The sequence below is a fragment of the Embleya sp. NPDC127516 genome (assembly GCF_044765325.1).
In the GTDB taxonomy this organism is placed as follows: Bacteria; Actinomycetota; Actinomycetes; order Streptomycetales; family Streptomycetaceae; genus Embleya.
Genome location: NZ_JBIWJT010000033.1, coordinates 26,502 through 53,234, shown reverse-complemented (window position 1 = coordinate 53,234; position 26,733 = coordinate 26,502). Strand labels below are relative to the sequence as shown.

General features: G+C 70.1%; 25 protein-coding genes and 1 pseudogene. 15 read left to right on the top strand and 11 right to left on the bottom strand.

Annotation, left to right across the window (positions count from 1 at the left end):
- Positions 1–302 precede the first annotated feature (302 nt).
- Positions 303–1,376, bottom strand: a complete 1,074-nt coding sequence (locus tag ACIRL2_RS41460; protein WP_402239413.1) for a hypothetical protein — start codon at positions 1,374–1,376, stop codon at positions 303–305.
- A gap of 360 nt (positions 1,377–1,736) precedes the next feature.
- Between ACIRL2_RS41460 and ACIRL2_RS41455 the strand changes: the two genes are divergently transcribed.
- Positions 1,737–3,278, top strand: a complete 1,542-nt coding sequence (locus ACIRL2_RS41455) for a UvrD-helicase domain-containing protein (protein WP_402239410.1) — start codon at positions 1,737–1,739, stop codon at positions 3,276–3,278.
- A gap of 157 nt (positions 3,279–3,435) precedes the next feature.
- Here the strand turns inward: ACIRL2_RS41455 and ACIRL2_RS41450 are convergent, their stop codons facing one another.
- Entirely contained in the window at positions 3,436–3,558 is a 123-nt protein-coding gene (locus tag ACIRL2_RS41450; RefSeq protein WP_402239409.1) for a hypothetical protein, read from the bottom strand.
- A 198-nt stretch (positions 3,559–3,756) separates the two neighbouring features.
- Here ACIRL2_RS41450 and ACIRL2_RS41445 point away from each other — a divergent pair, with 198 nt between their 5' ends.
- The gene (locus ACIRL2_RS41445; RefSeq protein WP_402239406.1) at positions 3,757–4,440 is read left to right on the top strand and encodes a hypothetical protein; all 684 of its coding nucleotides are present in this window, start codon (positions 3,757–3,759) and stop codon (positions 4,438–4,440) included.
- A gap of 130 nt (positions 4,441–4,570) precedes the next feature.
- Here the strand turns inward: ACIRL2_RS41445 and ACIRL2_RS41440 are convergent, their stop codons facing one another.
- Positions 4,571–5,389 (bottom strand): hypothetical protein, encoded by an 819-nt coding sequence (locus tag ACIRL2_RS41440; protein ID WP_402239404.1) that lies wholly within the window; start codon positions 5,387–5,389, stop codon positions 4,571–4,573.
- 558 nt (positions 5,390–5,947) lie between these two features.
- Between ACIRL2_RS41440 and ACIRL2_RS41435 the strand changes: the two genes are divergently transcribed.
- The 3 genes from ACIRL2_RS41435 to ACIRL2_RS41425 all read left to right on the top strand — a co-directional run bounded on the left by ACIRL2_RS41435 (position 5,948) and on the right by ACIRL2_RS41425 (position 8,536).
- The gene (locus ACIRL2_RS41435) at positions 5,948–6,166 is read left to right on the top strand and encodes a hypothetical protein (protein ID WP_402239402.1); all 219 of its coding nucleotides are present in this window, start codon (positions 5,948–5,950) and stop codon (positions 6,164–6,166) included.
- A 15-nt stretch (positions 6,167–6,181) separates the two neighbouring features.
- Positions 6,182–7,192, top strand: coding sequence for a helix-turn-helix domain-containing protein (locus tag ACIRL2_RS41430; protein ID WP_402239400.1), 1,011 nt, complete (start codon positions 6,182–6,184; stop codon positions 7,190–7,192).
- Positions 7,193–7,345: 153 nt separating this feature from the next.
- On the top strand, positions 7,346–8,536 hold the full coding sequence (locus tag ACIRL2_RS41425) for a tyrosine-type recombinase/integrase (RefSeq protein WP_402239398.1): 1,191 nt from the start codon (positions 7,346–7,348) through the stop codon (positions 8,534–8,536).
- Here ACIRL2_RS41425 and ACIRL2_RS41420 read toward each other — a convergent pair.
- From ACIRL2_RS41420 to ACIRL2_RS41410, 3 genes are all read right to left on the bottom strand, one after another.
- A complete protein-coding gene (locus tag ACIRL2_RS41420) occupies positions 8,479–9,426 on the bottom strand; it encodes a PIN domain-containing protein (RefSeq protein ID WP_402239395.1) in 948 nt (315 codons plus the stop codon). The two genes, ACIRL2_RS41425 and ACIRL2_RS41420, sit on opposite strands and share 58 nt — an antisense overlap.
- A gap of 113 nt (positions 9,427–9,539) precedes the next feature.
- Positions 9,540–9,887, bottom strand: coding sequence for a hypothetical protein (locus ACIRL2_RS41415; protein ID WP_402239394.1), 348 nt, complete (start codon positions 9,885–9,887; stop codon positions 9,540–9,542).
- A gap of 640 nt (positions 9,888–10,527) precedes the next feature.
- Positions 10,528–10,869 carry a hypothetical protein gene (locus tag ACIRL2_RS41410; protein ID WP_402239392.1) on the bottom strand — a complete coding sequence of 114 codons (342 nt, stop codon included), beginning with the start codon at positions 10,867–10,869 and terminating at the stop codon, positions 10,528–10,530.
- 330 nt (positions 10,870–11,199) lie between these two features.
- Here ACIRL2_RS41410 and ACIRL2_RS41405 point away from each other — a divergent pair, with 330 nt between their 5' ends.
- On the top strand, positions 11,200–12,321 hold the full coding sequence (locus tag ACIRL2_RS41405) for a PP2C family protein-serine/threonine phosphatase (protein WP_402239389.1): 1,122 nt from the start codon (positions 11,200–11,202) through the stop codon (positions 12,319–12,321).
- Positions 12,322–12,876: 555 nt separating this feature from the next.
- Positions 12,877–13,074, top strand: a complete 198-nt coding sequence (locus ACIRL2_RS41400; RefSeq protein WP_402239386.1) for a hypothetical protein — start codon at positions 12,877–12,879, stop codon at positions 13,072–13,074.
- Positions 13,075–13,339: 265 nt separating this feature from the next.
- Here ACIRL2_RS41400 and ACIRL2_RS41395 read toward each other — a convergent pair whose 3' ends face one another.
- Complete coding sequence (locus ACIRL2_RS41395) at positions 13,340–14,269, bottom strand: hypothetical protein (protein ID WP_402239383.1); 930 nt, start codon at positions 14,267–14,269, stop codon at positions 13,340–13,342.
- A gap of 228 nt (positions 14,270–14,497) precedes the next feature.
- Here ACIRL2_RS41395 and ACIRL2_RS41390 point away from each other — a divergent pair, with 228 nt between their 5' ends.
- From ACIRL2_RS41390 to ACIRL2_RS41380, 3 genes are all read left to right on the top strand, one after another.
- The gene (locus ACIRL2_RS41390; protein ID WP_402239381.1) at positions 14,498–14,656 is read left to right on the top strand and encodes a hypothetical protein; all 159 of its coding nucleotides are present in this window, start codon (positions 14,498–14,500) and stop codon (positions 14,654–14,656) included.
- Positions 14,657–14,752: 96 nt separating this feature from the next.
- On the top strand, positions 14,753–14,938 hold the full coding sequence (locus ACIRL2_RS41385; protein WP_402239379.1) for a hypothetical protein: 186 nt from the start codon (positions 14,753–14,755) through the stop codon (positions 14,936–14,938).
- Between the two features lie 718 nt (positions 14,939–15,656).
- Complete coding sequence (locus tag ACIRL2_RS41380) at positions 15,657–15,854, top strand: hypothetical protein (protein ID WP_402239377.1); 198 nt, start codon at positions 15,657–15,659, stop codon at positions 15,852–15,854.
- A gap of 316 nt (positions 15,855–16,170) precedes the next feature.
- Here ACIRL2_RS41380 and ACIRL2_RS41375 read toward each other — a convergent pair whose 3' ends face one another.
- Complete coding sequence (locus ACIRL2_RS41375; protein WP_402239376.1) at positions 16,171–16,413, bottom strand: hypothetical protein; 243 nt, start codon at positions 16,411–16,413, stop codon at positions 16,171–16,173.
- A gap of 7 nt (positions 16,414–16,420) precedes the next feature.
- A complete protein-coding gene (locus ACIRL2_RS41370; RefSeq protein WP_402239374.1) occupies positions 16,421–16,696 on the bottom strand; it encodes a hypothetical protein in 276 nt (91 codons plus the stop codon).
- 387 nt (positions 16,697–17,083) lie between these two features.
- On the opposite strand from ACIRL2_RS41370, the gene ACIRL2_RS41365 reads away from it, so the two are divergent.
- Both ACIRL2_RS41365 and ACIRL2_RS41360 read left to right on the top strand, forming a co-directional pair.
- Positions 17,084–17,398, top strand: coding sequence for a hypothetical protein (locus ACIRL2_RS41365; protein ID WP_402239372.1), 315 nt, complete (start codon positions 17,084–17,086; stop codon positions 17,396–17,398).
- Between the two features lie 541 nt (positions 17,399–17,939).
- Positions 17,940–18,134 carry a hypothetical protein gene (locus ACIRL2_RS41360; RefSeq protein WP_402239369.1) on the top strand — a complete coding sequence of 65 codons (195 nt, stop codon included), beginning with the start codon at positions 17,940–17,942 and terminating at the stop codon, positions 18,132–18,134.
- Between the two features lie 723 nt (positions 18,135–18,857).
- Here ACIRL2_RS41360 and ACIRL2_RS41355 read toward each other — a convergent pair.
- Both ACIRL2_RS41355 and mobF read right to left on the bottom strand, forming a co-directional pair.
- Positions 18,858–20,384: an AAA family ATPase gene (locus tag ACIRL2_RS41355; RefSeq protein WP_402239516.1), complete on the bottom strand. Its 1,527-nt coding sequence runs from the start codon at positions 20,382–20,384 to the stop codon at positions 18,858–18,860.
- A gap of 408 nt (positions 20,385–20,792) precedes the next feature.
- A pseudogene (gene mobF, locus ACIRL2_RS41350) lies at positions 20,793–21,965 on the bottom strand (MobF family relaxase); the annotation flags it as partial.
- A 348-nt stretch (positions 21,966–22,313) separates the two neighbouring features.
- On the opposite strand from mobF, the gene ACIRL2_RS41345 reads away from it, so the two are divergent.
- From ACIRL2_RS41345 to ACIRL2_RS41335, 3 genes are all read left to right on the top strand, one after another.
- Positions 22,314–23,882, top strand: a complete 1,569-nt coding sequence (locus tag ACIRL2_RS41345; protein WP_402239367.1) for a pentapeptide repeat-containing protein — start codon at positions 22,314–22,316, stop codon at positions 23,880–23,882.
- A gap of 339 nt (positions 23,883–24,221) precedes the next feature.
- Positions 24,222–25,025 (top strand): hypothetical protein, encoded by an 804-nt coding sequence (locus ACIRL2_RS41340; protein ID WP_402239364.1) that lies wholly within the window; start codon positions 24,222–24,224, stop codon positions 25,023–25,025.
- Between the two features lie 507 nt (positions 25,026–25,532).
- Positions 25,533–26,234 carry a pentapeptide repeat-containing protein gene (locus ACIRL2_RS41335; protein WP_402239362.1) on the top strand — a complete coding sequence of 234 codons (702 nt, stop codon included), beginning with the start codon at positions 25,533–25,535 and terminating at the stop codon, positions 26,232–26,234.
- Positions 26,235–26,733: the final 499 nt, after the last annotated feature.

Here is a 26,733-nt window from a genome sequence, read left to right as displayed (position 1 = left end):
GTCAGGTGCGAAGGCGAATCGGCCCGTGTGGGCTTGGCACTTGATCCTGCGCGACCGGAGGCCGGGAAACCATACACAGGCTGTATACATGCCGCGCGTGGCTGCGCAGCCCGCAGCTCCGATCCAGCGGGCGGCGGCCGCCCGGACGGGCCATCAAAGGCGTTGCGTGAATGCGGCCGGGGTAGCGGGCCGACACGTCCGGGTCGCGGCGAGGCCTTCGCGCGCACGCCGCCCATCACGCGCGCGAGCGGGTGGCCCACCCCGACCCGAACCTCTCGATCCCGCCGCGACCTGACGGCGCATCATCCCCGTGAGCCACGGCCGAGCCGCAGGTCACGGCGCTGACCGTTCACCACCGCGATCCGCTGCCCGGGGGCCGCATGGCCGGCCAGGACGTCGACGTCCTTGTCCGCCGGCACGTAGAGCACGACCGACGCCAGCCGATCCAGCACTGCGGGGACCGCAGCGGGATCCGGGCAGATCACCGCCCGCACCCGACCACCGATGGAGACTGGCACGCCCCCCGCCCACCGTGCGTGCGGACGGTCGAACACCGCAGGCTCCCCGGTCTGCCGAGGCGCCTCCTCGGCAACCAGTTGCGCGATCGCCGCCTGATGGAGTCGGCGGCGCCGCACCTCCGGTGGAGGAGGCACCGGGGGAAGATTGCGCCGGTACGCCGCAAGCGCCGCGACATGCGCGGCCTCGGCCGCCTCCGTCGCCGCCACCTGTTCGGCCTCCAGCGCGGCGTACGCGGCGGTCGTCCACCGCACCGCCTGGTCTCGCTCCCGCCACGCGTGGTGGACACCGCTGCGCAGGCGTAGAGGCCGGGTCGCGTCGTCGCGTATCGCGGCCGCGAAGCGCACCAGCGGCAACGGCTCCACCGGCTCCCAATGCCCGTGCCCCGGACACGGGCCGACCGCGGCCAGGCGGCTGCACTTGTGCCGCTTCGGACACCAGCTCGGCACGAACCGGGCCAGCCCGTCGACGACCATCAAGGCGCCGTCGTCCGCCCGTTCGACGCGGACCGACGGGGCCTGACCCAGCCACGGCGGGCTGCGGTCGGTCACCCAGCACACCTCGACGCCGTCCGCACGCATTCGGCGGCTGCGCTCCTCGACATCCTCGATGGTGATCGCCGCCAACTGTGCCTCCCACGCCAGCGCGCGCCCCTCCGTGGGGTGGGTGGAGAGTACGTCGGCCCGCCAGCGGTTGCCGGCGACCTCCAGCGCGCACACCCATCCCGCCTCGCGGGCGGCGCCGGCGAGTTCGGCCTTGAGCAGGTGGTGGGCCAGGCTCTCGCCGTTGTGCGGGCAGTCGGGCGTGACCGCGTCGTGGGCGAAGAACCGCAGGCCCTTGGGCGACCGCTTCGCGCGCACCGGCCCCGAACACCCCGGGCACGTCAGCGGAGCCCGCGGCCGCACCCGGTGGACGTCCTCCCACCGCGCGCCGCACCCCAAGTCCCCCAATGTCGCGTCCACCGGCCCCAGATCGGCGTGCACCGCCGTCAACGGCATGGACCGCCCACCTCCCTCTACACGGCAGGACACCCGCCTGGATTCTCGCCCGGACTCCGCACGCGTCAACCCACCGACCGGAAGATGCCGCCCCACCACCACGTCCGGACCGGCCCGTTCCGAACCGGACCGAGTGCCGGAAACCCGAGACGTGCCGCGCCCATGACTGCAACCGTTCGGGTGCGCCTTCGAGGCGCACCCACCCCAGCGAGGAGTGTGATCATGCCGAGGCCCACGGTCGAACAAGCAGCCGCCGTCGACGCGTTCCGCACCCGGGACGACCTCGTCTTACAGGCCGGCGCCGGAACCGGGAAGACGACCACGCTCGCCATGCTCGCCGCCGGCGACCAGCGGACCGGCAAGTACCTGGCGTTCAACCGGTCGATCGCGCACGCGGCCAAGCGCGTCTTCCCACGACAGGTCGACTGCCGCACCGCGCACTCCCTGGCGTTCGCCGGAGTCGGCCGCCGCTTCGCCCACCGCCTCGGCGGTGCCCGCGTCCCGAGCTGGAAGATCGGCGAAAGGCTCGGCATGCGGCCGATGAGCATCGCCATGGGTGCCCGCAAGGTGACCCACAAGGCGGTCTCCTACACCGCGCTGCAGACCGTCATCCGGTTCTGCCAGTCCAGCGCCGACGAGATCGGGCGCCACCACGTCCCCCACCTGCGCGGCCTCGACCCCGACTGGCACCAACACCTCGTCGACCTCGCCCTGCCGTACGCGCACCGGGCCTGGGCCGACGTCCAGAACCCCGACAGCGACATCGTGAAGTTCACCCACGACCACTACCTGAAGATCTGGGCCCTGACCCGCCCGCACATCACCGGCGATTTCCTCCTCCTGGACGAGGCCCAGGACACCAACCCCGTCGTCGAACGCGTCTTTCTCGAACAACGCGACCACGCCCAACTCGTCATGGTCGGCGACTCCGCCCAGGCCATCTACGGCTGGCGCGGCGCCCGCGACGTCATGACCGACTTCGACGGCAACCAGCTCACCCTGTCCCGGTCCTTCCGTTTCGGGCCGGCCCTCGCCGCCGAGGCCAACCGCTGGCTGCGGATCGTCGACGCGCCACTGCGGCTGACCGGCACCACCACGCTCAATACCGAACTCGGCCGTGTGGAACAGCCCGACGCCATTCTGTGCCGGACCAACGCGGGCTCCATCCTTGAGATCATGCGGCTGCTCGAACAGGGCAGGCGGGTCGGGCTCGTCGGCGGCGGCGGGCCGCTCAAGTCCCTCGCCCTCGCCGCCCAGGACCTCAAGGCCGGCCGACGCACCAGCCACCACGAGCTGTTCCTGTTCGAGTCCTGGGGCGAGGTCCAGGAGTACGCCGAGGAAGACCCCGGCGGCCGGGACCTCAAACCCTTCGTCGACCTCATCGACGACGTGGGTCCCGAAGCCGTTCTCGCCGCCGTCGACGCGCTCACCGACGAACAGTGGGCCGAGATCCTCGTGTCCACGGCCCACAAAGCCAAGGGCCGCGAATGGGACACCGTCCGCATCGGGGACGACTTCGCCGACTGCGAACCCGACGACGTCGAAGGCGACGACGGCCGGGTCTACGCCGGCTACATCCCCGACACCGAGGCCCGCCTCGCGTACGTCGCCGTCACCCGCGCCCGCCACCGCCTCGACATCGGCGGCCTGAACTGGATCAACGAACACCCCAACGGCCAACCCGACGACAGCGAATCCGGCCCCGGCCACCAACCGCCGAAGGAAGCATCTCCCTGGGACTCCCTCGGACATCCACCCGCCTGATCGGCCGACCCAGGGAAGCTGCGTCGCCGGGGCCGAAACACGCGGCCGACCGAGCAATGCGGCCGCCGGGCCCCGCGACTCAGTCATGTGACAGGTCGTAATCGATGACTACGGATTGCTACATAGGACTTCGCCGTTGCTATACGAGCAGGGGCCGTCACCGGTGGATGTGGGCGAGGAACCAGTCCAGCGCGGTGCGGACCAGAGCCGAGACGAACCCGGACACGATGGCGCGATGCCAGCTCTGGCGTTCGACGATCGGAGTTTCGGTGCGGCGCATGGCGTTGTCCTTCGGGGAAGTGGGGTTGCGGTACATCCACCACCCTGGGCGGGCGCCGCGTGTGCCGGTCGTGCCTCGGGAAGCTCGCGCACGAAGCAAGGCGAGGTCGGTACGTGCATCGGCCTGCGCCCGGACGTGCGGCACACGAGACTGGGCGGCACCTGGCCCGAACGGGCCGTGTGTGAAGGGGGATTCGCGATGGCCATTCCGATGCCCGACGAACAGGCGTTACCGCCCGGCCCGCGCCGGGACCTGGTCGATGGGTTCCACGTGCTCTACCGCAACGCCGGTCGGCCGGGAACGCGGAAGATGGCCGACGCCATCCGCCGTGACGGCAGTCTGCCCTCGACGGTGGCGCACGAGACGCTGGCCGGCCTGCTGCACGGCCGGTCGGTCCCGGACTGGCCCCGGCTGGAGAGCGCGGTGCGCTACCTGGCGTCCGTCTCCGTCCGCGGTCACGACCCTGAGGACATCGACGTCGCCGTGATCGCCTTCCACGTGTTGTGGAACGCCGAGCGCGACGCGGCACCCGCACCGCAGGCCGCCGACACCATGACCGCCGCCGAGTGGTTCGAGATCGCGCTGGCGGATCGGCGGTACGACGAGTTCGGCGACGCGACCAGCCCGGCCGTCCTGGAGCAGGCCGGCCTCGACCCCGACGAGCCCCTGACGTTGCGGACGGCGTTGTTGATGCTCGCCCATCTCGAACGACACAGAAACGCGCCGGCCCACCGCCCATCCCCGTGGGAATCAGTGCGCCGGGTGTCGGGCGGCACCCCACGACCGCAAAGCGATCACGGGACGGGACGCCTGCGGTCCGAGTTCTTCAACGACATCGTGAACGGGCCCGTCGTCGGGCCGGACGCTTTCGATCCCGACTGACCGACCTCCGATCCCGAGAACGTCGAGCACCCTCTCGCTCGGGATCGCCGGACTCGGTTTCGGTGGCCCGTCGTTCCGCGTCCGCGTTCTGACCTCGGATAAGACCCGGATATCCGAGGCCAGAGGCGAGCTACGGCAGACGCGTGATCGCGCCGGAGACGAACCACTGCACGAGGGTGGCGGCTGTGTGGACTGCGACGCGGGCCTCGTTCAGGGTCTCAGGGCGGGTGGGGGTCTGCTTGCCGTGGCGGGAGGTCTGGCCGTCCCACAGCAGTTGCATCATCGCCCGCGGTACGGCGATCTGGTCGGGTCCGGTCGCGACGGTGAACGCGAACTTGTGCGGCACGCTCTTGAGTTCGCCGAGCATAGTGCCGAGCGTGGCCTTCGTGTGGTTGGGCTGGACGACGGCGTGGGCCGCGCACTCCACGGCCTTGATGGAGTTGCTGTACGACACGGACGGGTCGGGGTCGAGGCCGTAGACGGCCGTCCATGCCGCGGTGAGGTGTTCGGCGGCGGAGCCGGCGGTGGTGGTGTTCGCGGCCTCGGTGACCGTCTCGCGCACGGCGGAGGTGACCGTCGGGTCCACCCGCATCTCCAGCCCGTCTCGCATCGCGTTGATGTGGTAAGCGGATCCGGCGACTTCGAGGTACGTGTCGAGGGCTTGGCGTGCGTAGTGATCGACGGTATGGGGCTCGGACAGAGCCGCGTCGATGACGTCCAGGAGTGCGAAGTCGTTCAGGGACGTCAGGACGTACAAGTCGTTCATCTGGGGGTGGGCGGGGATCCGCAGCCGCATGCGGATGATTTCGGCGCGGGCGGCGTTGACGGTGTCGTGCACCCACCTCTCCAGGACGTCCCGGAGGTGGTCGGGGACGCCCTCGTACAGCGTGTCGTCGAAGTCGGCGTGTCCGAGGCGGACGGACAGCGGGTGCCAGGGGGTGCTCGTCATGGCTCGGGACGCTACTCGTGATCTTCCTGTGTCCGGAGGGGTTTTCGGCGGTGCGGCTTCCGCTGCGGGTGTTCTGACCTCGGATAACACCCTGGCTGTTCGGGTCGGGAACTGACGAGACCCTGCCCGGAGGGCAGGGTCTCGATCTCTACCGTGCCCTCGCAAGGCGAGGGCGTGGGCGTCTCGCGGCAACGAGATAAGCCCGAACTACCCCTAAATGATTCTGACGCATCGAAATGAGGGGACTCGTCGGAACGAGGTGTCCCTAGGTTCGCTCGAAGAACCTGTCACGACAAGCGGAGCCCGGACGACGGCGGACGAAAATGCACCAAGGTGTTCGCGCGACGGTCTTGACCTGTGGCTTCGTCGGTTGCATTGAACATCGGTCTTTTGGGCGTGCTTTGGTTGGTGCCGGACGAACGCGCACCAACCAGTTCGCCTATTTCGAGGTCTGGGCGGAGCCGGAGAAAATGTGTGCGGCCCTTGGTTCGAGCGCGACGGCAATCGCGTTCGGATCGCGCCGGGCCAAAACGACGCATCGAATCGAAGGGTATAGACATGCGGAATACGAGCACGCGGCCGCCGTACGGGGGCCTTCCCCCTGGCCCGGCCGTCGTCGTCGTGGTGGTTGTCGTGGTGATCGCGGGGGCTCTCGCCGCGGGCGGGTACCCGATCGCGACGATCGGCGGCGTCCTGGCGACCGCCGGCCTGATCGCAGTGGAGATCGTGGGGCGGCTCAACACCGCCGGCACCTTCTCCCGCCGCCCTCGCGGCTAGCCGCAGGAGCCCGCGATGGGACGCACCGAGCGATCCCTCGAATCGGCGGGCAGCCCGATCACGACGCTTGCGCAGCAGCTCCGGCTGCTGCGCAAGCAGGCCGGGTTGACCTTCCGCGAGATGGCCGAGAACTCGACGATCGGATACACGCACACCACCTTCAGTCGCGTGGGGGGCGGGAAGCTCCTCACCGAGAAAGCGGTCCGTGAGTTCACCGAAATCTGCGGCGGCGACTACCGCCGCATTGCCCCACTTCTTAGGCAGGCCCGGAAACACAAGCACGTCGCCGGTCGCTCGGGAACGCCAAGGGCAGGGCGCACCGCCATGCACCCGCCGAACGTCAGCGATGAACACGACCTCCTGCTGGCCATGAAGACGATCAGGTTGGCCGCCGGCCAACCCTCGCTCCGAGAGATCGAATACATGGCCGAGGATCTGCCGGGCGGTACTCGACTTGCGCGAAGCACCGTGGGAGAGGTTCTGCAGGGCAAGCAGTTCCCGACCAGGGCCTTCGTCGAGACGTTCGCCACGGTCTGTGGCGCATCGCGGTCCGATATCCGAGCGTGGAAGCGGGCTTGGACCATAGCCAAGGCTGTTCGTGACGACCTGCCGAGACCCGATTCGAAGCTCGCCACGTCCAGGCTCGAGAAGTCCAACATCGAGGAGTTGTTCAACTCGGTCTTGCAGATCAAGATCTTCGAAGGCGAGTGGATGCCCAGTGAGAGGGAGCGAAAGGTCGCCGTTGCGGACCTGTTCGGGCGGGATGCCTTCGGCGATGGCGTCGGAGCGAGCAGTGCCCAGACGTTGATGCAAACCAGCGGATTCGCTCCCATCGTGAAATTTCCGGGGCGCAACCGTCCGTGGAAGAGCAAGTGCCTTCGCTGCGACAGCATCGTGCACCCTCGACTCCTCGATGTGGTGCAACGGCGGTTCGCCTGCGAGCACTGCGTCCAACTGGCGGTTCGTCACCCGCGGAGGAAGAACACCGAGATGCGGGTGGTCCTCGGCGAGACCGTGGCGGGCTAGGGGCGAACACGCTGCCGCCCGCCTCCCGTTGCCGGTGTTCTCGCCTCCTTCCGGAGGCGCATGGTTCCGTTTCCTGCTAACCGCCTCGGATAATGTGCCATATCCGAGCCGGTTAGCAGGGGTGGACGATCTTGTCCGCCGGACGGGGGACACGTGAACGACACGACCGCGGCGATCGAGACGGGCCGCGGGTACAGCACCTCGACGTCTCGCCTCGACCCCAAGCGTGTGAGCGAGTTCCGGGCCGCCCACGGCGCCGACCCGCCCGAGGTGGTCAATGCCGAAATCGTGCCCGGGGACGGCGACCCCGCCGCACCGGTCGCCGTGCCGGACGCGTCCGCGGCCGTGCTCGCCGCGTTGGACGAGGCCGCCTATGAGCACCTGGACGACGTTCGCCCGGCCAAGACCGTCACCGGCTACGCGCGCGACTGGGCGCTGTGGACCCAGTACCACGGCTGGCTGGCCGAACGCACCGGCCACACCCTGCCGTTGACGACGGTCACCCCCGGCACACTGGTCGGGTTCGTGCGCTGGCTCGACCAGGTCGCGGCGGCCGCGCCGAACTCGATCGAGCGGCGCGTCACCGGGGTGACCGTCACCGCCCGCCGGCTCGGCGCCGAGGTGCCCAAGGCCGCCACCCTGGCCGCCCGGGCCGCGCTCAAGCCGCTGCTGGTCGACCCGGTCCGCATGGCCCGGGGCCGGGGCAAGGCCGTCGCCGCCACCCCTGAGCACCTGCGCGCGATGGCCCTGGCCGACCCGGTCCTGCGGCCCGGACCCGACGCCAAGCGCCGCAAGCCGCGCGAACTCCCCGAGATCACCCGGATCCGCGACCGCGCGCTGGCCACGATGGCGTTCTCCATCGCCGGGCGCTCCTCCGAGGTCTCCGCGCTCACCGTGGAGGGCATCACCGTCGTCGCCGAGAGCCTGGAGGTCCACGTGTCCTCGGTGAAGGGCAGGCCCGCCCGCACCGTGCCGGTCCACCGCGGCGACAACCCGGAGACCTGCCCGGTTCGCTGCTGGCTCGCCTGGAAGGACGCCGCCGCGCTCGTCGACGGGCCCGCGTTCCGCCCGGTCGACCAGGTCGGCCGCGTCGGCGCCGCGCGGCTGTCCCCGGACGGCTGCCGGATCGCCATCACCCGCGCCGCCGAACGCGCCGGGCTGGACGTGCGGTTGACCGGCCACTCCGCGCGCCGCGGACTGGTCACCACCGGCCGCAAGAAGGGCAAGAAGCCGGAGAAGCTGCGCAAGCAGTCCGGGCACAGCGCGAACAGCCCGGTGCTCTGGTCCTACGTCGAGGACGGCGAGATGTGGGAGGACGCCGCCACCGAGGGCCTGGGGCTGTAGGTCTCCGCAGGAAGCGACGGGACCGGACTCTGCTTGCCGGGCTTAGGTGTCGGTTCGGGCCAGTCGAGCCTGGTCACGCCGAGGTTGGTGAGGCGCGCCCGCATGGACATGCCGATGTCGCCGGTCACCAGCGTGACGCGGTGTCCGGCCAGGTCCTGGAGGGCTAGGGCCCGGTCGATGATCTCGTCGTCGCTCCGGGACAGGGGTACGTGGCCCAGGGAATCGGGAAGCAGTTCCACCGTGAACCGGCCCCGCGGCACCGCGACTTCCTCGGAGTCGTCGGCGGGGCGGATCTCACAGATGAGATCGGGGTGCTTGAGGTAGGTGTCGAGGAGCTTGATCGTTGTGCGAGCGTTCGTCTTGGCGCGCCCCTGTCCACGGTCCTTCTGCTTGTCCAGTTCGTCCAGCACGGCCATCGGAACAGCGAGGTGGACGGGCTGTGCGCCGACCCCAAGCTCCATCGCCAGGTCCAGGGTGTCCAACCGGTTCTCGTGCTGCAGGAAGACGTTCGTGTCGGCGACGACGAACGTCGCGTCGGTGACCTGCGTCCAGCGTTCGGCGAGGGCGTCCAGTTCCTCGTAGCCAGCCTTCAGGTCGGCTGCCCGCGCGGCGAGTTCCATGTTGATCGCTTCGGCGACCGGCGCGGCGGTCGCCACCGCCACGGAGTACAACGCCCAGTACCGCGGGGTCAGGACGAGCCGGGTGACGTCAGGTGCGCTGACGACGTTCTGCAGCCTGCCAGCGGTCCGATGCGCCCAGGCGAAGTAGGCGTTCAACCGGTCGCTGCTCTGGTGCTGCGCGGTGTAGACGTTGTACGTGTCGGTGTACGCCTCGGCCAGAGCCGTGCGGACGTAGCTGCACTGCATACCCGGGAGCGGTCGGATCATCATGCGCCGAGGGTGCCACCACGCCGAACGGCACGTGCACCTTCCCAAGCCTCCACAGGCCGTGGACATCGCAGTTTCGCACGCCCGCGTTCGGCCGATCCGCCCACGATCAGGCGTCAGGGCGGCGGCGATGAGGGAGGAGCGGGCAGCGGCGACGGGCTTGGTGGTATCGCAGGCTCGGGGGCGTGCAGGATGCGCAACACCTCTGTCATCGCATCGACGCGTTCCTGTGCCCCGAGGGCACCGGCCGCAACGTCGAGCACGGCGAAGTGCCGTTCCCGCTCCGCCAGACGACGTCGATCCTGCCCCCGTGCCGACAGAGCCGAAACGATCGACGGCACGATCATGCTCGCGACCGCGCAGAAGGCCAAGCCGAGCACGGCCCAGGTGGGTGCGCCGGTCAACAGCGCACCCACCGAACCGAGTCCGAGGCCGGCGGGGGGAACAGAGACGGGAAGTTGCACGACGGGCCGCCTTTCGGGCATGGCGGCCTGGCCGCCGGAACTGGTCGGCCGGTGGTTCGGCACGGGCAGAGGGGCGGCTTCGGTTGGTGGGCCGAAGACGAAACGGCGTCGTACGGGCGGGGGTTGGGCCCTGCACGACGAAACCCGCAGGCGGTCTCCCGACTGCGGGCATGAAAAAGGCCCTCGACCTAGGAAGGGAGGGCTCGTGTTCTCAGGACGTGGACGTCCCAAGAGAAGTGCGATGCGGACCGCACCGACACGCCGCAGGACATACCTGTGGCACTAAGAAGATGTTTACATAAACGCCCAGCAATGGCGGGCGACACGCCCATTCTTCACAAAGAGGGCTGTGGATAACTCTTCCGCAGGAGGCACTTCGTCCGATGCAGCAGAGGCGACCGATGCCCGACGTGAACTTGCGAACGAGCAGGTCAGCGCGTAGAGGGCAGCAAAAAGCCCGAACCGTAGGAGAGTTCGGGCCTCATAGTTTTCGGGTACGCCAAAAGCACCGGGGACATGGTCGCAGGTGATCCATCACGGGTACAAGCCCTCGCCGCAGAGCAGTGGACACTTGATCGTGCCGAGGCTCGCCCGTCCGAATCACGCCCAAGCTTCATCCTCACCTGCATGACCGGGTGAGTCATGTCGCCCGCCGCTCAGCCCGCTTGATTCGTTGCCATCCGGCGATGCACGGGTTGGCGCGGTCGGGGGCGCGGAGCCGCGTGGCGAGCTCGGCGGCCTCCAAGTCGGCGGTGGCGTAGATCGGCGTCGGGCGTCGACCGGACCGACTGGGGCGCTCGGCGATCGGCTCGACATGGACGCGGGTGCCGTCGAGGGCGATGTAGCCACGTGTCCGCCAGGCATTGACGCGGCTGCGATGGAGGCCAGCGCGGCGGCAGAACTCGGCTGCGGTGGTGACGTCGGCGCGGCTGCGGATGCCGTGCGCGTCGAGGACTTCTTGAAGTTCGCTGACGTCGGGCACGATCCCCTCAGGATGCGAAGAACCCCCTCACGCGGAGGGGGTCGAGTCTGTAGACGCACCTATGGCACAACCTCGATGTTGCCACCTGATGTACTCGTCCTGCAATTCGACTCGCACCTGTCCGGTTTGTCGCGTCGGATAAGGGGAGCTTATCCGACGCGATGCCAACCCTGTTGGCCTTATTCACGAGGAATAAGGTCCGGCGCCGTCCAGAAGTGTCCGATGTCCGACTCCCGTACCCAAGACTCTCCTTCGACGCCACCACGACGACAGGGGGAACACGTGGGCAACCCGGGTAGGTTCGGACGCCCGAACCTTCCAGAGGGTCCATTGAAGGACCTGAACGAGGCACTGCACCATCTGCATCTGTGGGCGGGCCTGCCCTCGCTCGACCAGATGAGCGGGCTCTGCGGGTGGCGGATATCGCGCAGCACGCTCCACACCGCCTTCACCCAGGCGCGCCTGCCCAGATGGGACACGGTCGAGACGTTGGTCGAGATCCTGGGAACACGGGCTCGAAGCACCACACCGGAGCAGGAGATCCCACGGTTCCTCGAACTGTGGACCGCCGCATCCGACACAAAGCCTGGCGACAGCGCCGCCCGGGAAGAAACGCCAACCTCGTCGACGGACACGGACCATGTGTTGATCAGGTTCGTGGCCGCGGCTCAGGAACGAAACGCGCGGGAACAGGAGGATCGAGAGGCCCTCCTCCATCTGCAGTGGGCAATGCTGCACGCCGACGTGGTCGAGACTCCGGGAATCACCATCGCCACCCGCTACCGCCCCGCCATCTACTGGTGCATGGGCGGAGACTTCTACGACGTCATCCCCCTGCCCGACGGTCGAACCGGCGTCGCCGTGGGAGACGTCATGGGCAGCGGACCGAGCGCGGTCGCCCTGATGGGGCAACTGCGCGCGGGCATGCGGGCCTTCGCGTCGATGGGCCTGCCGCCCCAAGAGGTGATGGAACGCTCGAACAACCTCATGCTCGGCATCTCGGGGTCCTCGTGGATCGCGACCGGCGTGTACGGAATCGTCGACCCGGGCACCCGACGGTTCACCTTCACCTCGGCCGGGCACCCTCCGCTGCTCCTCCGCGCGCCGGGCGGCGCGAGCGGAGTCGCGTGGGGCAACACCGGCCTGGCCTTCGGAGTGGCGGACAACCCGAACTATCAGGCTACGGAAATGTCGTTGCCGCCGGACGCCATGTGTCTGCTGTACACCGACGGCCTCATCGCCCGGCGCCAGGAGAACTTCGACGCAGGACTCGCACACCTCCTGAATCGCTTCTCCGCGTCCACCGGCCCGCCCCCGGCCGTCTGCGACGCGCTACTGGCGCACCAGGCCCCCGGGTCCGACGAGGACGATCGGGTCCTCCTCGCCTTCACCCTGGACAACGCCTCCGAATCCGTCGGGATGTCGCCGAGTTCGACCACACCATCCGGGTGATCGCCTCCACCGGCGACCTGGAGAGCGTCCCCCTTCACGCCTCCGACCCGACCTCCCGGACACCCCGGCGGACAACCGGAGGACAGCGTGTCCGGACAGTGTCCGCGCAGGTCCGGGACGTCGCGGACGAGTGGACAGGACAACCGGGACAACGGTGTCCGCCCCACCCGGGACACCTTTTTGTCCGTTTTCACTTGCTCTCGTTCTCACCGCGCGAGTTTCGGAAATCTCAAGATTTTTTCGGGGCCTCCTGGGCGGAGGCCGCGGACAACTGCAGGACAACGTGTCCCCCGCTTGTCCCCCCGTGTCCGCGCAGGTCCGAAGGTGTCCCGGACACTCCGGCAGGACAGCGCGGACAAGGGTGTCCCCCGTGTCCGCACACCCTTGTCCGCGTTGTCCCCCCACCGTTCGCGCAGGTCAGAGCGTCAACAGCCTCCGTGGAACGTGGCTAGTCTGCTGTTGCCGCTCAACGGGCCGCCGCCGGAAAAACGGCGACGGCCCCCGGTGCCAGCCGGGAGCCGCCATCTCTCACATCGGTCCGAGAAGGAGACACTCATGCCCACCGACGAACCATTTCCATGCTGTCACGCCGATCCGGCACCGGCTGTTCCGGCCCCGCGCTCGCGGTGGCGGCGACGTGCGTTCACCGCGCTCGGCACCCTCGTACTCGCCGTGCTGGTGGGCGTCGGTCAGGAGACCGGACGCCATCTGGTCACCGATACCGCATCCGCCGTCGCAAGCATCACCGAGTAACACACACCCTGGGCCCGCCTCGCGTTCTCCTCGGAACGCCGGGCGGGCCCGGCCGCTCGACTAAGCGCACGTGCTTCCCCGTCGGTCACCCCGTGGTCCCTTGCGTCTCGGACGATGCCGGGGATCAGGCGCATGCGCAGGGCCAGGAGAATCAAGGCGCTCACCTGGAAGATCAAGGTGTGGTGACGCACCCACATCGGTACCCCGCTCACGGGCCACGTCCCCACCACAGCAACGGCAGTGACCAATCCCGTGGGAACGAACCTCAATCCCGCCGCGGGCTCGGCTTCGGCGCCGGGGCCGAGCCCAGCATGATGTCCTCCCACTCGCGCGATCCCCGCCGCAGGCTCGGTTCCGGCGCCGGGGCCGAGCGCAGGATGAGCTCTTCCCACTCGCGCGATCCCCGCCGCCGGACTTCCTCCCCAGGGGTGCGCGGGGCTGGATCGGGGTGTGTTGCCGGGGTGGGAACACATGCGACGGCGGGCGTCTCCGCCGGGGTGGCCTCCCGCGCGAGGGTGTGGACTTGGCCGCGCAGGACCTCGACCTCGCGGCGCAGGTGTTCGGCGATGGTGCGTTGTTCGGTGAGCTCGTGTTCGAGGTTGCGGGTGTGGGACGCGGCGGCGGCGAGCTGGCCGTCTTGCCGCTCGACGCGGGTGCGGAGCTCGTCGCGTTCGTGTTCGGTGGTGGTCTTCTCCGCCTGCAGGCGGGTGTTGTCGGCCAGCGCGCAGTCGAGGTCCTCGCGAAGTTCGGCGAGATCGAGGCCGAGGACGTTGAGGGCCCGGGTGGTCTCGCATCGTTCGCGGTCGCCGCGGTTCTGCTGTTCGCGCAGGAGCGCGGCGAGTTCGTCCTTGTCGCGGGCGAGACGTTCGGCGCGTTCGCGCCACGCCTGGGCCTGGTGGTGCGGGCGGGCACTCGCGTCCAGCGCCGCGCGTCGCAACTCGTCCAACCGTTCCGCCTCCTGCAGCGCCAGCGGCGCGCCGCGTTCGGCGAGGAACGCCGCGAGCGTATTCAGGAACGAGGCGGGTGCAACGCGCCGGCCCTGGAAGTAGCGGGTGACGACGGAGGCGTTGGTGGGGATGGACGCGGCGAACTCCCGGCGCGAGGCGCCGCACCGCTCGAAACACTCCTCCATCGCAGCCCCGTAGACCGCCGCCCCCGGCTCGACACCGTCCCGCTCGGGCGTCTCCTCGATCATGCCTGCCCCCTTCGACACCGTTCCCGTTCCCGATTCAAGCGGGACTGTAAGCCGTGCCGTGCGAGAACCCGAAGGTTTCCGCACCGGGAACACCCCGCCTGCCGAACGATGCCTTGCCAATCCACCGGGAACACCCCGTTCCCCCTGCCGCAGCACCCCACAAACGCCGGACGCTCGTCCCGTGCCCGGTGACCACCCGGCACACGACGAACGAACGGAGAACCCGACATGCCCCGACCCCGCACCTCCACCGCACGCAGCACGCGACCCTTCCTCGAACTGCGCGTCGGCGGCCTGCGCCTGACTGTCCAGCACATCCCCCACCGGATCATCGCCGTCGCCGCCGCCGTCCTCGGATCGGCAGGGACGTTCTGGCTCGGGCGGTGACCCTTCCGGAACCCGGCCCCGCAAAGCCCGCCTCCATGGGGCACAACCCGGCGACGCGAGAACGGCAGGTCGCCCACAGGGGTCCCGGCCTCCTACGTGGACGCGTTGTGGGAGGAGACCAAGGCGGCCGGGCTGAACCCCACCACCGGCCGCAAGCGCGGCAAGAAGCCGGAGAAGCTGCGCAAGCAGTCCGGACACTCGGCGAACTCGCCGGTGTTCTGGTCCTACGTCGAGGACGGCGAGATGTGGGAGGACGCCGCCACCGAGGGCCTGGGGCTGTAGACCTCGCCTCGGATTTCGGGCGCCCCGACGAACTGCCGTGTCACCCGTTTGAGTGAAGTCGCAGGGGGTCGAGGCGACGAAGATCGAACGCTCGCGGGGGCGCCTCGGTGGACGGGCGGGCGTTGTGTCGAACCGACATCGACACCTTCGACACCGTGTCCGCACCACTCGCGGACATGTCCGCAGATGTGTCCGCCCGACACCTTGCCCGTACAGGTGTCGCGACAAGGCGCGGACATGTCCGCCTTTTGTCCGCCGCGTGTCCGCGCTGGTCAGCGATGTGCCCGCTCGCCGACGGGCGTGCCCGCCTCACAACCGGGGCGGACAGTGTCCGCCCCGGTTGTCCCGACACTGTCGGCGCTGGTCAGCGGCGTGCACGACCGCCGACGAGCGTTGTCGGGCGGACAACCGGCGCGGACACGCGGACTTGTCCGCGTGTGTGTCCCGACATGTGTCCGGCAGCCTGTCCGCGCCGGTCGAAGCGGCGTGTCGGCGGTACCGGTCCGAGACCGTGTCGGGATAAATCGAAGGGATCTCCGATCGGCCGAATCAGCCGGTTCCACCGCAGGTCAGAGTCACGCGGAGGCCCCGAGCGCGCGGCTCGGTGTGCTTAGGGTTGTGCCTGTCGAGCTCACCGGGCCGCCGCCAAAAAGGGCGACGGCCCCCGGTTGCCGCCGGGAGCCGTCATCTCCAATCGGTACGACAGGAAGGCACACACATGCCCACCGACGAACCACTTCAATGCTGTCACGCCGCCCCGGAACCGACCGGGACGCCCCCGCGGTCGCGGTGGGGAAGGCGGGCGTACGCCGCGCTGGCCCTGCTCCTGCCGGCTCTGCTCAGCGGCATCGGTGAGGAGGCCGGTCATCACCTGGTGTCCGGCACCGTCTCCACCGTCGTGAGCATCACCGAGTAGTTCCTCGACACCGGGCTCGTCCCGCGTTCCCCCTCGGATCGCCGGGCGGGCCCGGCCGCGTTCGGCGGCATGGTCGACGACACCTTCGGCCCCACGACTCCGCGCGTCGGCCGACCGGCCGGGGAGGGGCGTCGTCCGGCGACCTCGGGGGATGGGTCGCCGGACGCACAGCCCCGACCACGGGGGACGGTCGGCGCACACACGCACAACGAGCCGCCGTGCGCCCGGTGACGCACGCACAGCCGTGCGTCGGGCTGTGCGCCGCACTGCGCACAGGTTGTGCGTCACGCACGGGCCGGGCGCACAACTGTGTGGCCTACGCGACGCGTTCGGGTTCGTCGTCGTTCTCGGGCGCACAGGACGGCAGGGGGCAGGTGCCCTCTTCCTCTCCGCAGCGGCCCAGGGCGTTCAGGATCTCGTGGGCGAACGCGTGTGCGTCGATCCGGCCGTTGCACGCGCCGGTCTCCGGATCGTACGTCGGCAGATAGAAGCCCTCCCGGTTGATGACGCCGGTGCCGCGAAAGACCGCGAAGAGAGTCGAGTAATCCCCACCGTGCATGTTTCGCCTACCTCTTGGTGGTGAACGGTGGAACCGAGACCGGCGGGGCCTTCTCGTGCCACTCCGGCCGCACGATCTCGAAGAGCTTGCGGGTGCCCTCCTTCGGAGCGAAGAAGGGTGACGACAGGCACGCCGCCGCATGCTCCGGGGACTGGACCGGCAGGACGATCGAACGCCCCGCCTGATCCATGTGGCACACCAACAGCCATGGGGTGTCCTGGGCCTCGGCGAGAACGGTGTCGAACGTCCGCTCGCTCGCCTTCGGGTCCGTCTTCCTCGACATCGTTGCCGAATCTCCTGGGTCGACTTGAATGCGTCGACCTCGACAACGAGCCCGCCCCTGCGGGCGGCACGCGGCCTTCCGGGTGACATCGCGGCCCGCCCGCGTCTTCCCCGGCCGCCGGCCGCACCCCTTGATCGGACCGGGCACGTGGGCCCGATCACGTGCGTGGGCTGCGGCTTGGCGAGGTCGGGCCTGTAGGGGCGTCGGCCGGGGTGAACCTACAGCCGGACCTACACGTCGAAGCGGGCCCGCCGGGCGACAACCCGACGTTGTCACCCGCCCGACGGCCTCGCGCACGTGCGCGTATGGGAACAGTCCGAACATTCCGAAGACCCCTCACCGAGAACGGGTCGCCCCGGCGGCGGGGCCGGCCGTAGCGTGCCCGGCATGACTGTCACGGGCACCAACGAGACCAAGGACTTCCCCGACGCGCAGCACGCGGCGATGGCGTTGAGCGACGCGTTCCGCGAGCGTGACCGGGCGCGCTTTCTGACGCTGACCGCCGACGAGCGCGGCGCGCAGCTGCTCGCGCGGCACGAACTGGTCACCTACGTGACCGCGTTGTGGGAGGACGCCAAAGCGGCCGGGCTGAACCCGGCGCTGAATCCCGAGTGGAAGGGCGTGGCCGGCATGCTCGACGTCCTGCAGGAGCTCGGCAGCACCGCCACGTTCCTGCTGCACGAAGGCCTCGACGACGAGTAGCGGCGCCAGCGCGAGACGAAGAAACGCACACGTCGCGACCGTCGCTTAGTCAAGTCCCGGGACTTGACTAAGCGAGTGGCCGATCGGGCGTCCGGGCTGCTCAGGGCGGGGATTCGAGGCCTCGCGCGCGTGCCCGCGCGCGAGGGTGGTCTTACAAGTCTCACAACCCGGCCGGCCCGGGGTCGCCATGGTCGGACTCCCATCGGGCCCGGGCCTGTTCGTACAGCCGCTGCAGGATCGGGTCCAAGGCGTCGGCGACCGGCTGCAGCATCTCGGCGGCCCGGCGTCGATGCCGGCCAGGACCGCCAGGAGGTCGCGCACGGCGGCGCCGGTTGTCTCGGTGACGTCCGGTCCCCAGTCCCGGTTCGGCCCGTCCGCCACCGTCTGCAGGCGCTCGACGGCCTCGCCCACCTGGCAGGCGACCGCGGGGGGCGGGGGATACGGCGCCGCGCCCCGGTTTTCGTCACAGTTCGTCACAGGCTGCGGGAGTGGCGAGCGTCCTCGCCGTGCGGAGTACGGGCCGGCGGGATGTCCTGAAGGCATGGACGAGCATCCGATCGTGACCCTGACCCACCGCGTGATGGCGGTGACCGGCCTGGACCAGGCCGCCGCCGAGCAGCTCGTGCGTCAGGTGTGGGAGGCGGGAGTCGCCGAGGGCACGCGACGGATGGCCGCCGATCTCGCGGCCGCGCACCGCGAGATCGCCGAGCTGCGCGCCGAAGCGGGCCTCGACTGAGCCGACGGTCCCACCTCGGAACCACCGTCTCGGGCACCCGCGACACCGTGACGCAGGCATACGCGCAGGTCGACGCCTCGTGTCGAGGCGTCCGTTCAGGGCGAGACACAAGATGTCGGGACCTGGCACGCGCCCGCGCGCCCGCGATGGACGGTCCCATTGGTCCCACCATCGCGACGGGGGCGGCCGTGGGCGAGCACAGTCGCAGGCCTGGACCGGCGTCGCCCGACGGTGCCCACCGACGCGGGCGAGACGGTAGGCGAGGGCCCGCCGGGGATCGGGGCCGGCGGGAGAGGCCCCGATGCCGCCGCAGGTGGCATGGCGCCGACAGGCGATACGAGACGGCGGCCGCCGCAGGCGTGCCTACCTCGGCGACGCGCCAACGTCAGGCGGCCCAGCGGGGAGGGTCATCGGCGTCGGATCCTGCGAATCGCCCGATGCCCTGATCGTCACCGGATCGGGGCGTGACGATTAGGGCGTCGCCTGCCCCGTCGCCGGGGGCCTCGCGTGGCCCGTCGTCCTTGGATACGACGCCCGGTGTCGGGCATTGCCGCAGGTGGGCGGGCTTTGTACACCCTGTCGGACGCGCAGTCTGTATATGGGATTTGTCGTGAGCAATCCCAATCCACCCACGCTGCGGCGGCCGGGCCCCAGTGGTTTCGCCATGGCGTTCTCGTCGGTCGTCGACGGTCTCCTGTTCCCGTGGCCCGGTGCCGTGCGTGCCTACATCGAGAACCCGCGGCCGCCGTGTCCGGGTCCCTGGTGGGCCGGCAGCCTCGGGCGCCGGGTCTGCTGCAGCTGTTGCTCCTGGCGGCGTTCGCGGGCGCGTTGCTCGCGGCGGTCGCGTTCGATGTCGACGCGGATCGCGTCCTCGGCGGCGAGCCGGTCCGCGGGCAGCGCGGCGCGGATGCTCGCCTCCTCGCGCAGGCCTCGGGCGCGTTCGACGCGGTCGGCGTAGGCGGTCACCGCGCGGTCCAGGCGCTCGGCGCGGTCGGCAACCGGCCCCAGGCGGATCCGGGTGGTGTCGTCCTCCAGCGCGTCCAGCGGCAGCCAGGTGTCGGTGCGCCGGCGGGCGCGGGTGATGCCGGGGTAGATGGTGTAGGCGTCGGCGCCGGCCGCGTACACCAGCGCGACGTCGCTGGTCAGTCCCTGCGCGGAGGCGATCGTCATCGCGTAGCCGTGGGTGAGCTCCCCTTCGGCGATCGCCGAAGGGCTCATCCACGCCTGCGTGAGCTCGGGCCCGTCCGGGCCCGGGGCGCGCCAGGCGATCCGGGCGCCCAGCTCGGGATCCTGCTCGGTGACGACGGCCCGGTAGCCGTTGAGGACGTCCGCGCCGGCGCCGCGCCGGGAGCGGTAGTCGTTGGCCCGCACCCGCACGACGTCGCCGACCGCGAGGGCGATCCCGGGACCGTAGTCGACGTCGTCGCCGACGAGTTCGCCGCCGGCCCGGGCCTGCGCGCGGGCACCGGCGTTGAGCATGTCCACGTCCGCGTTGCGCCCGGCGAGCAACAGCACGTCGTCGATGCGGTCGTGCGGGTCGGGGATGTCGGCGCGGGCCTGGGCCCAGGCGGTGAGCATCTGTTCGTGGGCCTGGGCGGGGCTGTCGGTGGCGTGGACGTGCCCGGCCGCCGCCAACGCGCGCAGCGCGCCCCGGCGGTCGCCGTCGCGCCAGGTCTGCAGCGCGTCGCGTTCGGCCGCGTCGACCTGGCGCCGGTTCTCGCCCAACGTGAGGCCGTGAGTGAGGCGGTGGACCTCGGCGAACATGCCGCCGACGCCGATCGCGCGCAGCTGCTCGGGGTCACCGATCGACACCACCTTGGTGCCGGTGCGGGCGGCCTCGACGACCAGGCGGGCCATCGCGCGGTCGTCGACCATCGCGGCCTCGTCCACGACCAGGACGTCCACGCCTGCGAGTCCCTGGCCGCGGTCGATGCGGGCGAGCCACGAGGCGATCGAGTGGGAGGGGATCGCCGCCTCGTTGAAGAGGTTCTCGGCCGCCACCGATGCGGTGGATGCGCTGGCGACGACCAGCTCTTGGGCTTCCCAGCCGGTGCGCGCGGCCGCCATCAACGACGTCTTGCCCGCGCCGGCGACGCCGACGACCGCCTCGATGCCGTTCCCGCCGGTCAACAGCCTTTCGAGGACGTCGAGTTGTTCGGGGCTGAACCGCCACTGCTGGGAGGTCTCGCGGATCTGGACGGCGGCGGCCGCGACCTCGATCGGGACGGCGGCGAACCTGCGGCCGCGCATGCCGTCGATCGCGTGCGCGGCGATGGTCGCCTCGGCCGCGACGATGTCGACGGTGGTGTAGCGGGCGGCGTCGGACATGTGGCGTTGGCCGCCGCCCGGCAACGCGACGACCCACTCCTGCAGTTCGAGGACCTGGTCGGCGAGTTCCTCGGCCTGGGCGATGTCGGTGACGCCCTCGCCGCACTCCTCCAGCACCGCGGCGAGGACGTCGACGCGGGTGACGACCTTGCGGTGGCTGGTCAGGCCGGTCTCGGGATCCCAGATCCGCGCGGCGACGTCGGCCGGCGAGGGCAACCGCGGCGGGCCTGCGGGTGGTGTGCCGGGGCCGGTGGGGTGGTGGCCGTCCCAGTCGGGGGCGGCCTCGGCCACGACCAGGTCGACGTCGCGGCCCGCCAGCTCGGTACCGCGCTCGCGCCACACCACCCGCGTCTCGTCCTCGCCCACCGCGAGCTTCGCCCGGCGGGTCGCGGAACCCACGCTCTTCCCGGCGCCCGGGCCCAGGCCCTGTTCGGCGACGCTCGCCCGGATCGCCGTCGAACGGCGGCTGAACCCCAGCCGCATCGACTCGGGGATGCCGACGACCTCCCACGCCCCGCCGGGCACCCGACGCTCCCACCGCACCCCGAACCGCTGGGCGGTCAGGGCGCGCATGCGGGCCTCGGTGTACGCGTCGGCGACGCGGGCGTGACGGTGCAGGTCTCGGCCGCCGGCCGCGATGGTGCGCCATTTCCCGTCGTCGGCGTGGGCCATGTTCATCACGGTCAGGTGCACGTGGAGATGCGGGTCACCGGGCGAGTGCCGGGGCGTCTCCTTGGCGGTCGCGCTCTCCTCGGCGTCCTGCCCCTCGGTCCGTACTTCGGTGGGGGCGTCGGGGACGGGGCGGGCCGCCTGGTGAAGCATCGCCCAACCCAGCAGGCCGGAGGTGTCGCGGCGTTCCGCGCGGCGGCCGCCGCCGTGGTGGCCAGCCATCGCGTACGCGCAGGCGTCCTCGAGGTAGGCGGCGCTCTCGCGGACCGCCTCCATGTACGTCTCGCGCAGCTCCGCGCCCAGCTCCGCCGGCGCCGTGCCGAACAGCACCGACAACGACTTCGGGCATTCGAGGGTGACGTCGAACCCGAGGTTGCCGACGGTCACCTTCGCCCCGGCCCACTGGTGCGCCTCGGCCACCGAGTCCGCCCCGTACACCGCGTCCAGGTCGATGCCGGCCGCCCGCGCGAGCACGCCCAGCTCCTTCACCGGCACCTTGTGCGCGTCGCCCTCGTTGACGAGTCCGCGTTCGAGTTGGGCGTATCGGCGCAGGCGTTTGGTGGGGGCGGTGCCGTGGTCGAGCAGCCCGGCCGGGGTGGTGCCGGCCGCCTCGGCGGCCGCGCGCATCGCGTCGACGAACGCCCGCGCGGGGAGTTTGCCGCGCGGGTCCAGTTCCTGTTTGCGGGCCACGAGCTGCTCGCCGGTGCGTGGGTCGCACCCGGCGGCCAGGGCCCGGGCCTTGTCCCGGTCGGCGTCGGTGAGCAGCAGCGTTCCGGGCTCGATGCCGACGTCGCGCAGGCCTTCGCCGAACCACTCAAGGGGCTGCTCGGCGGCGAGCCGGTAGTCGACCGCGCAGCCGCAGGCCGAGGAATGATCTTGGTCTTTGGCGTGTCATGGTGGGCGGTGTTGTCGTCTGCCGTGGAACTGCCAGCGGGTTTCGACAGTCGCTGTCAGCGGGTTGGCCACGCAAAATGTCAGTGAACCTGATGGACATCAGGTAACCGGAACCGGGTTCATCGCTCCGCAACCGCAGGATCACTCCGGGTCGTCCCCGGTGGCATGACGTCGCCTCCCGGTCCTTCGCCCACACCGCCGCCCTGGCCGCACTGTGCAGAGGGCACCGACCCGGTCCTCGACCCCGTCGGCTGCCGAGGCGTGCACGTCGCCGGACACACACGGTGCTTGACCCACCTCGATCCCACCGATCGGGCCGCGTATTTGGCAACCCTGACCCCCGGGTCCGACGTCGACCACCGCAGCACCACCTTCGACAGCTTTCTCCTGACCGCGCTCCTGGACGCACTTCGCGACCCCGCCACCACCCATCCCCATCTCGGCAACGCCAACTTCCGGGGCGCGACGTTCACCGCCGGCGCCTACTTCCAGGACGCGACCTTCACCGCCGACACCGAATTCCGGGACGCGACCTTCACCGCCGACGCCTACTTCCGGGGCGCGACCTTCACCGCCGACGCCTACTTCCAGGGCGCGACCTTCACCGCCGGCGCCTACTTCCGGGACGCGACCTTCACCGTCGGCGCCTACTTCCACGGCGCGATGTTCACCGCCGGCGCCTACTTCCACGGCGCGACGTTCACCGCCGACGCCTACTTCAACGGTGTCGTGGTCGGTGGCAACGCCAGCTTCACCGGTGTGAGGTTCGAGTCCCTGGCGGTGTTGGGACCATTGTGGTGCTGGGAGGAGTTGGACCTGTCAGGAGCGGTGTTCGGCGCGCCGGTGGTGATCGAGGCCGCGGCCGGGGAATTGCGGTGCGGGCGGACCCGGTGGGAGGCGACCGCGACGCTGCGGCTGTGGCACGCCGATCTCGACATGAGCGGAGCGGTCCTCAACTTCCCCTTGGCAGTGGTCTCGGCCGCCGCGGGCACCGATCCGGTACGGGTGTTGAGCGTGGACGGGGTCGACGCCGCGCACCTGGTGCTGACCGACACCGACCTCACCGTGTGCCGGTTCCTCGGCGCGTTCCACCTCGACCAACTCCGTCTGGAAGGCGACACCCGGTTCGCCCGCACACCGCCGGGAACGGATCTGCTCCGCGGCATACCCCTGCGGTGGACCGACCGCTTGGCGCTGGCCGAGGAACACCACTGGCGGGCCCTGCCCACGCATCGTCCCCGCCTGCGCGCCGGGTGGACACCCGCACCGCCATCGCCCTCCGGCTCCCCGTCCACCGTGCCCGGGCCGGCCGCGCTCGCCGCGCTGTACCGCCAACTCCGCAAAGCCTTCGAGGACGGCAAGGACGAACCCGGCGCCGCCGACTTCTACATGGGCGAGACGGAGATGCGCCGCCTCGACCGGCGCCCCGGCCGCAACCGTGCCGAGCGCGGACTCCTCACCGCCTACTGGGCCCTGTCCGGCTACGGCCTCCGCGCCTCCCGCGCCATCACCTGGCTGCTCCTCGCCATGACCGCCACGGTGCTCGCGATGATGCTCTGGGGCCTGCCCACCGACGACCCCAAACCCCAGGTCGTCGGGAAACAGGTCACTCCCGGACAGGATGTGCGACTCACCGTCGACACCCCCGACCCGGAGCTGACCGGCTCACCCCAGGAACGACTGACCGGCAAACGCGCCGAGAAGGCCACCCGAGTCGTTCTGAACTCCGTGGTCTTCCGCTCCTCCGGCCAAAACCTGACCACCACGGGCACCTACGTCGAGATGGGGTCCCGCCTCCTCGAACCCGTCCTCCTTGCCCTCGCCGTCCTCGCGATCCGAGGTCGCGTCAAACGCTGAACTCGCTGACATTTGGTCGTGGCGAGAAGCGCTGTCACTGTCGCGACGGCCGACAGGTGTTCGGTGTCGTCCGCCACGAAAGTGTCGGACGACAAGTAGATGTCAGTGCGAACGGCGGAGTCCTGTCAGTGCGTCGGCAGAGTTCGTGTCAGTAGGTGTCGGCGAGGTTCTTGCGGTCGGCACCGACGATGTATCGGGTGTCTCATCGACAAGGCGGAGGCTGTACGCGACGCCGGGCGCGAGCGTGTCGACCGTCGGGCCGCGGTCGACGAGTCGGGCCGTGGCGGCCACAACCGCCAAGAGCGCGCCCGCAGTCGGCGATTAGGACATCCTTGATGCATGCCGAACCTCTCATCCCTCGCTGTCGGGGTAGCCGCCGAACTCGCCGTGGGTGCCTTCAGCAAGCCCGATCTGAAGATCCTGTTCATGAAGGCCGGTCTGGACGGCCACATGCCGGACAACCCCTACGGCAAGGGCGAACTGGTGACGGACACCGTCGAGGCTGCGCGTCGAAAGCGCGCGCATGACGAACTGCACGAGTTCGTACGGCTCGTCGGTGAGAAGCTCGCCCCGAAGGAACCGGAGGTGATCGAGGACACCCCCTTCTGGAAGCTGCGGGAAGCGGTCCGCGCGGGTGGGTTCGACCTGGTCGCCGAGTATGCAACGGCCCCTGGTCCAGGCAGTGGGGAATCCCTCAAGAAGGTGCGTCTTCTGCCATTGGACGAACCCCACGCGCCCCTCAGTGAAGTCATCACCGCCGTGCAGGCCGACTTCAACCGGCTCAGCATGACCAATGCGGCCGAGGCATACGAGGAAGCCGTCGACTGCCTGATCAGGAAGAACTACCGCGCGGCCAACGGTCAGATGCGCGCGATGTTCGAAGCCGCCCTGACCCACTTCGCGGACTCGAAGGGATTCGGTTCCACCGCCCAGGGCGTGGGCGGGTCGTCAATCACGTACCTGATTGATCAAGGCCATCTTCCTCTGGACGATGGGGGCATGTACCTCCGGGGCCTCTGGAAGATCACGCACACCAACGGCCCGCACCCTGGCACCACGGACACGGGCGAAGCGTACTTCCGGGCCCAAGCCCTCACCAGCGCGGTGCGATACCTGATCGACCGGTTCGCCCCCGCGCCCTGACAACGAGAAGCGCCACCAACCCCGCTGACAACAACCTCACCGTCGCGCTGACATTTTCTCCGCGTCCGACAACAGTGAACTTGGCAGCGGGCTTGGCCGCTATGTGTCAGTGGGTTGGCTGTGAAAGTTGTCAGTGCGGGTTGGCAGGGGTTTCACGGTCGGGACTGTTGCCGGGTCGGGTAGCTCGTCCATGAGGCGGAGGCTGTACGCAACCCCGGGCGCGACGGTGTCCGCAGTCGGACCGCGTTGGATCAGCCAGACCTCGGCCAGCGAGTCGAGTGCGAACTGCTGCCGCACCGTCGGAGCGGGAGGGGGCGTCCGGCTCGAATAGGCCGAGGTTGCATTGGACGTCCCCGCTGCCGCAGGTCGGTACAGGACGAAACCGTTGCCTGGGGCGTGATCGTCTCCGGCGGTATGACGTCGCCGCCCGCACCGTTACCGAGACCTCCGTCGTGGCCGCACTGTGCCGAGGGGGCGAGTGCGGCCGACCCGGTGGGATGCCGGGGTGTGCACGTCGCCGGGCACACCCTGTGCCTGGCGCACCTCAACCCGGGCAGTCGTGCCGCGTACCTCGCGGCCCTGTCACCCGGCTCCGACGTGGACCACCGCGGCACTACCTTCGACGGCCTGCTGCTGACCGAACTCCTCCACGCACTCCGAGACCCGACCACCGGCCGCCCACACCTCGGCACTGCGCAGTTCAACGGCGCGACGTTCTCCGCCGACGCCCAGTTCGACAGCGCGACGTTCTCCGCCGACGCCCGGTTGAACGGCGCGACGTTCTCCGCCGACGCCCGGTTCCGCGGCGCGACGTTCTCCGCCGAGGCCCAGTTCCGCAGCGCGACGTTCTCCGCCGACGCCCGGTTGAACGGCGCGACGTTCTCCGCCGACGCCCAGTTCGACCGCGCGACGTTCTCCGCCGACGCCCGGTTGAACGGCGCGACGTTCTCCGCCGACGCCCGGTTCCGCGGCGCGACGTTCTCCGCCGACGCCCGGTTCCGCGGCGCGACGTTCTCCGCCGACGCCTGGTTCGACAGGGCGACGTTCTCCGCCAACGCCTGGTTCGACAGGGCGACGTTCTCCGCCAACGCCCGGTTCGAAAGGGCGACGGTGACGGACCCGAACGAACTGACCTACGAGGGAACCGTGTCCGGACGCGACCGCCTGCTCCGACTCGACCTGCCCCACCTCCCCCTCCCCCGGACCTGACACGCCACCCGCACCATGCGGTCGAGGTCGAAGCGCTCAGCCCTGGGGCGCTCCGCGCCGCCTGGATACCGCCATCGAGGGCCTGGTCGAGGACGTGCACCAGCGGAACGTCCTCACCCGCGCCGAAGAACACGACCGGCGCATCCTGCTCAGCCTCCATGAAGCCCTCGACGACCACACCCACCGCGGGCCCGCCCCCGATACCGAAGGCGGGTCAGAAGTCTGCTCGAACTTGCCTCACAACTAGCGGATACGAGTGAGGCAAGTCCCAGAAACGGCACATGCCTCACCGGTTTTCACGGCTCAAGATAAGCATGGTCGACGACACCTTCGGCGACACGACTCCGCGCGCCGGCCGGCCGGCCGGGGAGGGGGTCGTCCGGCGACCTCGGGGGATGGGTCGCCGGACGCACAGCCCCGACCACGGGGGACGGTCGCCGCACACACGCACAACGAGCCGCCGTGCGCCCGGTGACGCACCCGCCCGACGGCCTCGCGC

Excerpts from the sequence above, each read along its gene's own strand:
- ACIRL2_RS41340 (WP_402239364.1), top strand. The coding sequence starts at position 24,222 with ATGCCGAACCTCTCATCCCTCGCTGTCGGGGTAGCCGCCGAACTCGCC.
- ACIRL2_RS41440 (WP_402239404.1), bottom strand. The coding sequence starts at position 5,389 with ATGACGAGCACCCCCTGGCACCCGCTGTCCGTCCGCCTCGGACACGCC.
- ACIRL2_RS41365 (WP_402239372.1), top strand. The coding sequence starts at position 17,084 with ATGACTGTCACGGGCACCAACGAGACCAAGGACTTCCCCGACGCGCAG.
- ACIRL2_RS41455 (WP_402239410.1), top strand. The coding sequence starts at position 1,737 with ATGCCGAGGCCCACGGTCGAACAAGCAGCCGCCGTCGACGCGTTCCGC.
- ACIRL2_RS41450 (WP_402239409.1), bottom strand. The coding sequence starts at position 3,558 with ATGCGCCGCACCGAAACTCCGATCGTCGAACGCCAGAGCTGGCATCGC.
- ACIRL2_RS41370 (WP_402239374.1), bottom strand. The coding sequence starts at position 16,696 with ATGTCGAGGAAGACGGACCCGAAGGCGAGCGAGCGGACGTTCGACACC.
- ACIRL2_RS41355 (WP_402239516.1), bottom strand. The coding sequence starts at position 20,384 with ATGCGCGGCCGCAGGTTCGCCGCCGTCCCGATCGAGGTCGCGGCCGCC.
- ACIRL2_RS41360 (WP_402239369.1), top strand. The coding sequence starts at position 17,940 with ATGGACGAGCATCCGATCGTGACCCTGACCCACCGCGTGATGGCGGTG.
- ACIRL2_RS41390 (WP_402239381.1), top strand. The coding sequence starts at position 14,498 with ATGCCCCGACCCCGCACCTCCACCGCACGCAGCACGCGACCCTTCCTC.
- ACIRL2_RS41435 (WP_402239402.1), top strand. The coding sequence starts at position 5,948 with ATGCGGAATACGAGCACGCGGCCGCCGTACGGGGGCCTTCCCCCTGGC.
- ACIRL2_RS41395 (WP_402239383.1), bottom strand. The coding sequence starts at position 14,269 with ATGATCGAGGAGACGCCCGAGCGGGACGGTGTCGAGCCGGGGGCGGCG.
- ACIRL2_RS41375 (WP_402239376.1), bottom strand. The coding sequence starts at position 16,413 with ATGCACGGTGGGGATTACTCGACTCTCTTCGCGGTCTTTCGCGGCACC.
- ACIRL2_RS41430 (WP_402239400.1), top strand. The coding sequence starts at position 6,182 with ATGGGACGCACCGAGCGATCCCTCGAATCGGCGGGCAGCCCGATCACG.
- ACIRL2_RS41400 (WP_402239386.1), top strand. The coding sequence starts at position 12,877 with ATGCCCACCGACGAACCATTTCCATGCTGTCACGCCGATCCGGCACCG.
- ACIRL2_RS41380 (WP_402239377.1), top strand. The coding sequence starts at position 15,657 with ATGCCCACCGACGAACCACTTCAATGCTGTCACGCCGCCCCGGAACCG.
- ACIRL2_RS41420 (WP_402239395.1), bottom strand. The coding sequence starts at position 9,426 with ATGATGATCCGACCGCTCCCGGGTATGCAGTGCAGCTACGTCCGCACG.
- ACIRL2_RS41445 (WP_402239406.1), top strand. The coding sequence starts at position 3,757 with ATGGCCATTCCGATGCCCGACGAACAGGCGTTACCGCCCGGCCCGCGC.